This is a genomic window from Amycolatopsis sp. NBC_01488, assembly GCF_036227105.1.
Lineage (GTDB): Bacteria > Actinomycetota > Actinomycetes > Mycobacteriales > Pseudonocardiaceae > Amycolatopsis.
Map to the genome: position 1 here is coordinate 5,094,358 of NZ_CP109434.1, position 10,528 is coordinate 5,104,885.

The window sequence follows — 10,528 nt, forward strand, 5'->3', positions numbered from 1 at the left end:
ACCGGGAATCGGACCTGCCGCGGGCATCACGCGGGCGCGGCGCCGGGACGCGTGATCCGGGTCAGCTTGTCCGGGTTGACGATGTCGTAGATGGCCACGATCCTGCCGTCGCGGATGCTGACCGACTGGACGTGCTCGTCGAGCGCCAGGAAGCCCTCGCGGCCCGGCATCGGCGGCAGGTACATCCCGAGGTCGCCGTTGACCAGCACCGGTTCGCCGCGCTCGGCCATGCCGGGCGCGTACTTGCGCATGAGGCCCACGAAGAACCGGGCGATCTTGTCCGGCCCGACGATGAGCTGGCGCGCGGTGCGGCCCTTGCCGTTCGAGTCGCCGATGAGCACGACGTCCGGAGCCAGCAGCTCGGTCATCGCCCGGATGTCGCCCTCCTGCAGCGCGGTGACGAACTTCTTGAGGATCTTCGCCTGGTCGTCCAGCGGCACGCGCGGCGCCGGGTCGGCGTCGGCGAGCGCCTTGCGGCCGCGGGACGCGTGCTGGCGAGCGGCCTCGGCCGAGACGCCGAGCGCGTCGGCGATCTCCGAGAACGGCACCGAGAAGGCGTCGTGCAGCACGAACGCGACCCGCTGCTCCGGGGTCAGCTTGTCGAGCACGACCAGCGCGGCCATCCGCAGCCCGTCGTCACGGACCGCGACGTCGAGGGGATCTTCGCTCACTGGCCGCCCGAACGGCGTCACCACCGGCTCGGGCAGCCAGTTGCCGACGTACTTCTCCCGCCGCGCGGGGGCCGACTTGAGCCGGTCGAGGCAGATCCGGCCGACGACCGTGGTGAGCCAGCCGCGCAGGTCGCGGATCGCCACGCGGCCGGCGTCGTCGAGCCCGGCCAGGCGCAGCCAGGACTCCTGGACCGCGTCCTCGGCGTCGGCACGCGTGCCGGTCAGCCGGTAGGCGACCCCGATCAGGTGATCGCGGTGCGCGGCGAACTCCGCGGCGAGGGTTTCCTGGGCGGTGGGCGTGGAGGCCATCTCCCGAGTGTGCCGCACGCGAGGGGAGACGGGACGAGGGGAGACAGCGCAGCAGACTAGAGTGGTCGCCGTGGCAGGACGGATTCGGGAGAGCGACATCGCGGAGGTGCGCGAGCGGAACCGGATCGACGAGGTCGTCGGGGAGTACGTGGCGCTGCGCCGCGCCGGTGGAGGCAGCCTGAAGGGCCTCTGCCCGTTCCACAACGAGAAGACCCCGTCGTTCAACGTCCGCCCGACGCACGGCACCTTCCACTGCTTCGGCTGTGGCGAGGGCGGCGACGTGATCAAGTTCATCCAGAAGATCGACCTGATCACGTTCGTGGAAGCCGTCGAGCGGCTGGCCGACCGGGTCGGCATCCGGCTCACCTACGAAGGCGGCGGCGCGACGATCCAGCGCGACCGCGGCAGCCGCAGCCGGCTGATCGAGGCACACCGGGCCGCCCAGGAGTTCTACGCCGAGCAGCTGGTCACCGACGAGGCGCGCGCGGCGCGGGACTTCCTGTCCGAGCGCGGGTTCGACGCGGCCGCGGCGAAGACGTTCGGCTGCGGGTACGCCCCCGGCGGCTGGGACAAGCTGACGAAGCACCTGCTCAACCGCGGTTTCGAGGTCAAGGAGCTGCTGACGGCGGGGCTGTCCAAGGAGGGCCAGCGCGGCCCGATGGACCGCTTCCACCGGCGCCTCGTCTGGCCGATCCGCGACGTCGGCAACGAGGTCGTCGGCTTCGGTGCCCGGCGGCTGTTCGACGACGACCGGATCTCGGCGAAGTACCTCAACACCGCCGAGTCGCCGATCTACAAGAAGTCGCAGGTCATGTTCGGCCTCGACCTGGCCAAGCGCGAGATCGCGAAGCGGCACCAGGTCGTCGTGGTCGAGGGCTACACCGACGTGATGGCGATGCACGCGGCGGGCGTGCCGACGGCGGTCGCGTCGTCGGGCACGGCGTTCGGCGAAGACCACATGAAGGTGCTTCGCCGGCTGATGATGGACGACGACGCCTTCCGCGGCGAAGTGATCTTCACCTTCGACGGCGACGAAGCGGGCCAGAAAGCCGCACTCAAGGCGTTCGAGGGTGACCAGACGTTCGCCGGTCAGACCTACATCGCGGTCGCGCCGGACGGCATGGACCCGTGCGAGCTGCGGCTGGCCAAGGGCGACAGCGCGGTGAAGGACCTGGTCGCGCGGCGGACCCCGCTGTTCGAGTTCGTCATCCGGAGCACGCTCAAGAACTACGACCTCGACTCGGTCGACGGCCAGGTCGCGGCGCTGCAGAAGACAGTGCCGATGGTCGCGTCGATCAAGGACCGCGCGGCCCGCGACGGCTACGCGTCGAAGCTCGCCTGGTGGGTCGGCTGGCAGGACGTCGCGCAGGTGGTCAACCGGGTCCGCGGCAGCGCGGGCGCGACCGACCGGCGTGGCGGCCCGCCCCTCAAGCAACCGGCCCGCGTCGGTGCTCCGGAGGCTTCGGCGACGCCGGACGTGGCCCGCCCGGCGCCGAAGGACCCGCGGTTCGCCGTCCAGCGCGAGGCGTTGAAGGCCGCGCTGCAGCAGCCCGCGATCGCCGGGCCGGAGTACGACGCGCTGCCGCTGGAGGCGTTCACGCACCCGGTGTACGTCGCGGTGCACGAGGCCGTGCTCAAGGCGGGCGGTGCGGGCTCGGGCCTGACCGGCCCGGCGCTGCTGGACGCGGCGGCCCCGCACTGTCCGGAAGGGACGGTCCGGCGCGTGCTGTCCGAGCTGGCCGTGGAACCGTTGCAGGCCAAGGACGAAGTCGACTCCCGGTACATCTCGTCGATCCTCGCCCGGCTGCAGGAGGGGCTCGTCGGCCGGCAGATCGCGGAGATCAAGGGCAAGCTGCAGCGGCTCTCGCCGGTCGAAGCGCCGGACGACTACCGCGCGCTGTTCGGCGACCTCGTCGCGCTGGAGCAGTACAAGAAGTCGCTGGGCGAGCAGGCCGCCGCCGGCGCGTGGGGCTGACGTGGGGTTCCTGCGCCGGTTGCTGGGCGACCGCACGCCGGCCGGGTTCGCCGGCGTCCTGGAGCCGGGCGAGGACGTCGTCGACAGCGCCCCGGTCGAGGGCGGCGGGCACCTCGTCGTGACGCAGCTCGGGCTGTGGGTCCCTGCCGAAGACGGGGCGCGGCGCGTCGGCTGGCACCTCGTCGGCAAGGCGGCCTGGGCGGACGGCGTCTTCACGCTGACCGAGTCGGCCGAGGTGGGCACGGCGGGGTCGGCGGTCGTGCTGGCCGACCGGCCGCCGGTCCGCTACCGGCTGCCCTCGCCGGGCAAGGTGCCGCGCGAGGTGCACCTGCGCGTCGAGGGCTCGATCCGCTCGCGGCACCGGCAGGAGATCGGGGCCGGGGGCGCGTGGTTCGTGCAGCGCAAGGTGCCCGGCCGCGACGGCAGCGTCCTGCAGGTCCGGCCCGACCCGGGCACGGATGCCGAGCTGGTGACGGCCATCGCCGAGCAGGTCGCCGCGAAGCTGGTCAACCCCGCCGAATAGCAGTACGCTCGTACTCAGTACAGGCGTACTGTTTGCTGGGAGGCTGCCGTGTGGGATCCGGACAAGTACCTCGACTACGCCGACCTGCGGGCCCGGCCGTTCTACGACCTGGTCTCGCGCATCGGTGCCACCGCGCCGCGACGCGTCGTCGACCTCGGCTGCGGTCCGGGGAACCTGACGGTGTCGCTCCGGGACCGCTGGCCCGGCGCGGCCCTGGAGTGCGGCGATAGTTCACCTGAAATGGTGGCCGCCGCGCGCTCCCGCGGTCTCGACGCGTCGCTGCTCGACGTCCGCGACTGGACGCCGGCGCCGGACACCGACGTCGTCGTCTCGAACGCCGTCCTGCAGTGGGTGCCGGACCACTCGCCGTTGCTCCGCCGCTGGGCTTCCGCACTGCCCTCGGGGGCTTACCTGGCGATCCAGGTGCCGGGCAACTTCAACGCGCCTTCGCACGCGCTGACGCGGGAACTGGCGGCGTCCCCCGCGTGGTCGTCGCGGCTGGCCGACGTCGTCCTGCGCGAGGACGACGCGGTCTCGAGCCCGCTCGAGTACGCGAACCTCCTGGCCGACGCTGGCTGCGGCGTCGACGCCTGGGAAACGACGTACGTGCAGCCTCTGCGCGGGCCGTCGCCGGTGCTGGAGTGGATCACCGGGACGGCGCTGCGCCCGATCCGGGCGGCCCTGCCCGACGCCGAGTGGGAGCAGTTCCGCGCCGAGCTGGCCCCGCGGCTGGCTTCGGCGTACCCGACCCGCGCCGACGGCACGACGTGGTTCGAGTTCCGCCGCGTGTTCTTCGTGGCCCAGGTCTAGCGGCGCACCTTCTCGCTGATCTTGGCCCGGGCGACCCCGGCGGCCCCCTGCACCATCGGATGGTCGACGACCCGGCGGTAGGTGCGCACGAGCTGCTCGTACCGCCCCCGGCCTGCCTTGGCGCCCAGCACGTACCCCAGGCCTGCCCCCAGCAGGAACTTTTTCATCCGCGTCCACGCCTTCCGTCCGTAGGTCGTCCGACTGTCCATTGTCCAGGAAAACACCCCGAGGGGGCGGCTGCGCCAAGTGGGGGGTGCCGCGAAGCCGGTGGAGGGCATGGGTTAGAGTTCTTCTCGTCGGTCGGAGACCGGCACCGGAAGTGAGCGACATTCCCCTGTAGCTCAACTGGCAGAGCATTCGGCTGTTAACCGGAGGGTTCTTGGTTCGAGTCCAAGCGGGGGAGCTTACCGACGAGAAAGCCCAGGCCAGTGGCCTGGGCTTCTCTGTGTTGTGGAGCGATGAGAAACTCCGTCAGGGCGCCGCTGTTGCGGGCATCATCGCCTCCAGAACTTCGGCGTTCCCCAGGTTGGCTGCTCGCTGCGGTGGTTGGCCCCCTGCTACCGGTTGATCCGGTAGCGGATCAGGCGTGAGCTGTTGCCGACGACGGCGACCGAGGATGCGTTGTGCAGGATCGCCGCGGCCACCGGGGAGAGTCCGCCGGCGGCGGAGACGGCGAGCCCGATTGCGTTGACTGCGATGGACATTCCGTAGTTCTGGCGGATCAGGGTGATGCTGCGGCGGCCGAGGTCGCGTAGGTCGAGCAGCGCTCGCAGGTCGTCGGTGGCGAGGGCGACGTCGGCGGTTTCCACGGCGACGTCGGTGCCGCCGGCGCCCATCGCGATGCCGATGTCGGCCAGCGCGAGGGCGGGCGCGTCGTTGGTGCCGTCGCCGACGACCGCGACGGTGTGTCCCTCGGCTTGCAGCTGGCGGACGACGTCTTGTTTCTGCTCGGGCAGGACTTGGGCGCGGAATTCGTCGATCCCGAGTTCGGCCGCGACCGCCGCCGCGGTGGCCGGGTGGTCGCCGGTGAGCAGCACGATGCGCCGGACGCCGTCTGCGCGCAGCGCGGCGAGCACTTCCCGCGATTCCGGGCGCACCGTGTCACGTAGCGATACCAGACCGGTCAGCTTGCCGTCGACGGCCAGCAGGAGCGGTGTTTCGGCGTCCCGTTGCAGCTTGCGCACCCAGCGGGCAGCGTCCTCGGAGATCGCGATGTTCTCTCGGCGCAGCAGCTCGACGCTGCCGATGAGCATGACCCGCCCGTCGCTTTGGACCCGCATCCCTTGCCCGAGCAGGACCGCGCATTCCTCGTGCGGGGGGATTTCGATCCGCCGTTCCTCGGTGGAGCGGATGACCGCTGGGGCGAGGGGGTGCCGGGAGTGGATCTCGGAGCTGGCGGCGTAGGCGAGGACCTGCTCCGGCGACCACGTGTCGGCGAAGGAGATCACGTTCGTCACCACCGGGCGGCCCAGGGTCAGCGTTCCGGTCTTGTCGAACACGATCGCGTCGACCCGGCCGGCGGCCTCCAGGTGCGCGCCGCCCTTGATCAGGATGCCGCGGCGGGCGCCGTTGCCGATCGCGGCGCTGATCGCCGTCGGCGTGGCCAGCCCGACCGCGCACGGGCAGGCCACCAGCAGCATCGTCATCGCCCGGCGCACGTCCCGCGTCACCAGCAACGTCAGTGCCGAGAGCGCGAACGAGGCGGGCACGAACCGGCGGGAGAAGGTGTCCCCGACGGTCTGGATCGGCGCCCGGTCGCCCTGGGCCTGTTCGACGCGGGCGATGATCCGTCCGATCGCGGTGTCGGTGCCCACCGCCGTGGCTCGTACCACGATCCGGCCGCGCAGCAGTACCGAACCCGCGTGCAGCGCCATTCCGGGACCGACCGCGACGGGCAGCTGCTCGCCGGTGACCGCGGCCTGGTCCACGATGCCCTCGCCCTCGACGACCACCCCGTCGACCGGCAGGACCACCTGTTCGTGGACGACCACGTCGTCGCCGAGCAGCAGGTCGGCGATGTCGGCTTCGACCTCGACGCCCTGTGGGGTGCGCACCCAGGTCCGGGTCTGCGCGCCGGTGAGCAGCTCCGAGATCGCCCGCCTGCTCCGCCGCAGCGTCAGGTCCTGCAGGTACTCGCCGATGTCAGCAGCCACAGCACGGTCAACGCGACGACGTTCTCCCGCAGCACCAGGCTCGCCACGGTCGCGGCCGACACCAGCGCGTCGGTCCCGGCGCCGCGCCCGCCCGACAACGACCGCAGCGCGCCCCGCAGGAACGGGTACCCGGTGAAGATCGTGACCGCCGTCGCCGCCGTGCGGCTCGCCGGGCCGAGCATCGGGGGCCGGCGCAGCCCGTAGCGCCGCAGGCCGAGCAGCAGCAGGGCGGCACCGCCGGCCACCATGCGCAGCATGTCGGTGGTGCGGACGTCGGCCGAGCGGGGTGCCCGCGCGACCGGCGCGGCCGGATCCGAGCGCAGCGCCGCTTCGATGGCCGTCACCAGTTCGTGCCGGTCGCAGCGGTGCCGGTCGTACCAGACCACGACGCTGCCGGTGCGCGGATAGGCGTGTACCTGCCGCACGCCCGCGACCCGGTCGGCGGCGTCCTCGACGGCGACCGCGCGCGCCAGGCTGTCACGCAGCGTCTCCCCGACGAACCGGGCCCGGCCGGCGGCGTCGGAGACGAGGGTCAGCGGGGCGTCCGGCACGGCACTCAGTGCTCGTGTCCGTGCCCGGCCTGCGCGCCGGGGACCGGCGCCTGCTCCCCGATCCGCTCCCGGGCCTCGCTGAGCACGTCGGCGGTCGCCAGCCGCACCTTTTCCGCCCCGGTCTCGGCCGCGCGGGCGCCCTTCAGGCCCCACGCCGTCACCGTCACCGTCGCCGACCGGAATACACCCGAGCGGGCGACCCGCTTGACGCCGTCGTAGACCGCCGCCCCGGCCACACCGGTCACCACCACGCCCACCGCCTTGGCGGCGATCCCACCCAGCACCACCAGGCCTCCTCAGTCATCCAGCTCACCGGCACCGGCCTCGCCTGCGGCGAAGGGGCACCGGCGATGCGAGACCTGCGAGCCTAACCCCGCGGGCGGCTCGTGTCCTGACAGCCCATCCTACCTGGCAATGGTTGTCGTTACCGGCTGTCGTTCGTGAACCTGCCCACATCGAGGAACCGGACCAAATCCTTGAAAGGCCTATTTCCCCGGCCGCGTTCTCTTTCATTAGGAAATAGGAATATGATTATGAATACCCGTTTGTTACCGTCCAAAAGCTACAGTGCCGACCATGGAACAGGGCCCGGGTGACGCTCACCTCGCTGCCTGGCTCGATGCCCGGAATGCCCCTGCGGTGGCAGCGATGTTGCAGGCACTCGCCGCTCCGAGCCGATTGCTGATCCTCGCCCAGCTGCGCGACGGTCCGCTCGCGGTGACGACGCTGAGCGAGGCGCTCGGCCTCAGGCAGCCTTCGGTCTCGCACCATCTGGGTCTCCTGCGCGCGGCAGGCCTGGTCAGTGGGGTGCGCGACGGCCGAAGCGTGTTCTACCGGCTTCGCAACGAGCACGTGACCGCGCTCCTGGACGCGATCGTCCGGCACGGTGAGCACGTGCGGGCCGCCGCGGGTCGTGAGTGAGAAACAGTGTTCTAACCCTGTTTCTCACTCACGACCGGTCCGCGCTAGGGGAGAACCTTGAACGAGTAGGTCGCGTCGGCCGAGGCCGTCGCGAACCGGCGAGCGCGGCCGCGGCCACCGCCGTGGCGTTCGCACCCTTGCCGATCGGAGACGTGGTTCCGTTGCCGGTCAACGAGCTCGTCACTTCCCGGTGACGGTCCGGCTCACCGCTCCGAACGATCCCTGCGAATACTGAGACGTCGCGGGAGAGCCACCTCGAGGGGCTCGAGGTGGCTCTCCCGAAACGCCGGTCAGCTCAGGGTCACCGCGGTGTCGTCGATGCAGAACGAGGTCTGCAGGGACGAGTCTTCGGTGCCGGTGAAGGTCAGGGTCACCGTCTGCCCGGCGTAGGCCGAGACGTCGACGGTGCGCTGCTGGTAGCCGGTGGCCTTGTTGAGGTTGGAGTAGGTGGCCAGAGTGGTCGAGCCGGCCTTGACGGTCAGCTTGTCGTAGGCCGTCGTGGTGGTGGTCTCGGCGGTGTCGATGTGCAGGTAGTAGGTCAGGGTCGCGTGGCAGCCGGCGGGGATGGTCACCGACTGGGAGAGCGTGTCGGTGTGGGTGCTGCCGTAGCCGTCGAGGTAGGCCAGGTAGGTGCCGGTGTGCGGGGCTTCACCGTCGGCGGAGGTGGTGATGATGCCGGCGGACGCGGTCCAGGGGCTGGTGCCGGTTTCGAAGCCGGGGTTGCCCAGCTTCTGGCCGGAACAGCCACCGCCTCCGGCGGGGTTGATCGTCCAGCTGAAGGTGGTGCTGCCGGTGGCGCCGCTGGAGTCCTTGGCGGTCGCGGTGACCGAGTAGGTGGCGGCGGTGGTCGGCGTGCCGGAGACCAGCCCGGCGGTGCTGATGGAGAGCCCGGCGGGCAGGCCGGTGGCGGTCCAGGTGTAGCCGCCGCTGCCGCCGGAGGCCGACAGTTGCAGGCTGGCCGCGGTGCCGACGGTGCCGGTCTGGCTGCCGGGGTTGTTCGCGGTGACCGGGCCGGGGCCGGAGCCGCCGGCGGTGAAGGCGGCGGTGCCGTTGGGGGTGCCGAGCCCGGTCGGGCCGTCCCAGCCGGCGCCGGCCTTGCACTGCACGGTGACCGAGCAGCTGCCGTTGCTGCCGGAGGTCACGTCGTAGAGGTTTCCGCTGTGGGAGTAGGGATAGGCGGCCGGGGTGTCGGAGGCGCCGGGGTTGCCGGCGAGGGCGTAGACCGAGGCGATGATCGGCGACGAGGCGCTGGTGCCGCCGTAGACGGCCCAGCCGCTGCCGCCGTAGGTCTGGTAGACGGCGACCCCGGTTTGCGGGTCGGCCACGGCCGAGACGTCGGCGTCGGCGCGCTTGCTGCAGCCGGTGGTGACGTTCTGGAACGACGGCTTGGTCACCGAGATCGAGCAGCCGCTGCCGGCGCCGCTCCAGGCGGTTTCGGTCCAGCCGCGGGTGCCGCCGCCCTGGGTCAGCGAGGTGCCGCCGACCGCGGTGACGTACTGCGAGGAGGCCGGGTAGCTGATGCCGTAGCCGGAGTCGCCGGTGCTGGCGGTGATCGCGACGCCCGGGTGGTGGAAGTAGCTGGAGTCGTAGCTGGCTTCGCTGCCGTCCTCACTGCCGCCGTAGCTGTTGGACACGTACTTGGCGCCCAGCGACACGGCGGTGTTCACCGCGGTGCCGAGGTCGGCGGTGCTCGGCTGGCTGGCTTCGACGAGCAGGATGTGGCAGTTGGGGCAGATGGCGGAGACCATGTCGACGTCGAGGGAGATCTCGCCGGCCCAGCCGCTGTCCGCAGTGGGCAGGGGGCTGGTCTGGCCGTTTTCGTTGACCTTCTTGAAGCAGCCGTTGGCGGTGGTGCAGGCCGGCAGGCCGTAGGTGGAGCGGTAGGTGGCGAGGTCGGATTCGGCGTTGGGGTCGTCGTTGGAGTCCACAATTGCCACTGTCGCGGACGCGCTGCCGCTCGCGGTCAGGTTGTAGGCGCTGCGCAGACCGGACGGGCCGAAGCCGCTGGGCAGGGCGTTGGGCGCGAGCAGGGCGCGCATGGTGTCGGTCTGGCGTTCCGCGAAACACGTTGCCATACCTGGTTTTGCGACCGTGGCGCAGACGCGTGCGGTCGGGTGGACGGCGGCGGTCGCCGCGGGCGCGGCGATGGCCGGTGCCGCTACCGCGGGTGTGGTCAGTGCCAGCGCCGCGAGTCCGGCGACGGCGAGGATTCTTCGGGGTGAACGGGACACGATCCCTCCCAGAGAGATGCATGCGAACGGGAGTCCACTGTCTACATGGCGCGCTCCCGCGCGGGTAGCGACCTTCGGACGGTGCCGTCGTTTCGCCGGGCGCGCTGCGAGGGAAAGCCGCCGAACGGACCACCAAGGAACCGGCCATCTCTTGACGGTCAGCAGCAAACCGGACGAATCAGAAATCTCTTCCGGCATACTTTCGTCGGGTCCCGCACCGCGAATGGCCGGGCGCCTACCCCGCGGCGTCTTCGCTGTCGGACCGGCGGTAGATCACCCCGCGGCCGTCCCGGCCAGTGACGTGACCGACATCGCGCCGTGCCGCAGCCGGCCGAGGAGCAGCACCCGGCTTGGGGCGGCCGCGATGATTCCTTATTGATTGTC

10 protein-coding genes and 1 tRNA gene are annotated in these 10,528 nt (G+C 71.3%); 5 read left to right on the top strand and 6 right to left on the bottom strand.

Annotated elements, in window-relative coordinates:
- Positions 1–26: 26 nt before the first annotated feature.
- Complete coding sequence (locus OG738_RS24645) at positions 27–980, bottom strand: sigma-70 family RNA polymerase sigma factor (RefSeq protein WP_329044410.1); 954 nt, start codon at positions 978–980, stop codon at positions 27–29.
- A 61-nt stretch (positions 981–1,041) separates the two neighbouring features.
- Between OG738_RS24645 and dnaG the strand changes: the two genes are divergently transcribed.
- Genes dnaG through OG738_RS24660 form a run of 3 tightly spaced genes read left to right on the top strand, consistent with a single transcriptional unit; the run spans position 1,042 to position 4,288 of the window.
- Positions 1,042–2,955, top strand: coding sequence for a DNA primase (gene dnaG / locus OG738_RS24650; RefSeq protein WP_329044411.1), 1,914 nt, complete (start codon positions 1,042–1,044; stop codon positions 2,953–2,955).
- A gap of 1 nt (position 2,956) precedes the next feature.
- A complete protein-coding gene (locus tag OG738_RS24655; protein WP_329044413.1) occupies positions 2,957–3,478 on the top strand; it encodes a hypothetical protein in 522 nt (173 codons plus the stop codon).
- A gap of 48 nt (positions 3,479–3,526) precedes the next feature.
- The gene (locus OG738_RS24660; RefSeq protein ID WP_329044414.1) at positions 3,527–4,288 is read left to right on the top strand and encodes a trans-aconitate 2-methyltransferase; all 762 of its coding nucleotides are present in this window, start codon (positions 3,527–3,529) and stop codon (positions 4,286–4,288) included.
- Here the strand turns inward: OG738_RS24660 and OG738_RS24665 are convergent.
- A complete protein-coding gene (locus OG738_RS24665; protein WP_166641722.1) occupies positions 4,285–4,455 on the bottom strand; it encodes a hypothetical protein in 171 nt (56 codons plus the stop codon). The genes OG738_RS24660 and OG738_RS24665 overlap by 4 nt on opposite strands.
- Before the next feature lie 163 nt (positions 4,456–4,618).
- Between OG738_RS24665 and OG738_RS24670 the strand changes: the two genes are divergently transcribed.
- Positions 4,619–4,691: transfer RNA gene (locus OG738_RS24670), tRNA-Asn, on the top strand.
- A gap of 154 nt (positions 4,692–4,845) precedes the next feature.
- Here OG738_RS24670 and OG738_RS24675 read toward each other — a convergent pair.
- Genes OG738_RS24675 through OG738_RS24685 form a run of 3 tightly spaced genes read right to left on the bottom strand, consistent with a single transcriptional unit; the run spans position 4,846 to position 7,279 of the window.
- Positions 4,846–6,441: a heavy metal translocating P-type ATPase gene (locus OG738_RS24675; RefSeq protein WP_329044416.1), complete on the bottom strand. Its 1,596-nt coding sequence runs from the start codon at positions 6,439–6,441 to the stop codon at positions 4,846–4,848.
- Complete coding sequence (locus OG738_RS24680) at positions 6,405–6,992, bottom strand: hypothetical protein (RefSeq protein WP_329044417.1); 588 nt, start codon at positions 6,990–6,992, stop codon at positions 6,405–6,407. Before OG738_RS24680 ends, OG738_RS24675 begins: the two co-directional genes overlap by 37 nt.
- A 5-nt stretch (positions 6,993–6,997) precedes the next feature.
- On the bottom strand, positions 6,998–7,279 hold the full coding sequence (locus tag OG738_RS24685) for a DUF1490 family protein (protein WP_329044419.1): 282 nt from the start codon (positions 7,277–7,279) through the stop codon (positions 6,998–7,000).
- Positions 7,280–7,568: 289 nt separating this feature from the next.
- On the opposite strand from OG738_RS24685, the gene OG738_RS24690 reads away from it, so the two are divergent.
- The gene (locus OG738_RS24690; RefSeq protein ID WP_329044420.1) at positions 7,569–7,913 is read left to right on the top strand and encodes an ArsR/SmtB family transcription factor; all 345 of its coding nucleotides are present in this window, start codon (positions 7,569–7,571) and stop codon (positions 7,911–7,913) included.
- 290 nt (positions 7,914–8,203) lie between these two features.
- Here OG738_RS24690 and OG738_RS24695 read toward each other — a convergent pair whose 3' ends face one another.
- Positions 8,204–10,144 (bottom strand): putative Ig domain-containing protein, encoded by a 1,941-nt coding sequence (locus tag OG738_RS24695; RefSeq protein WP_329044422.1) that lies wholly within the window; start codon positions 10,142–10,144, stop codon positions 8,204–8,206.
- Positions 10,145–10,528 lie beyond the last annotated feature (384 nt).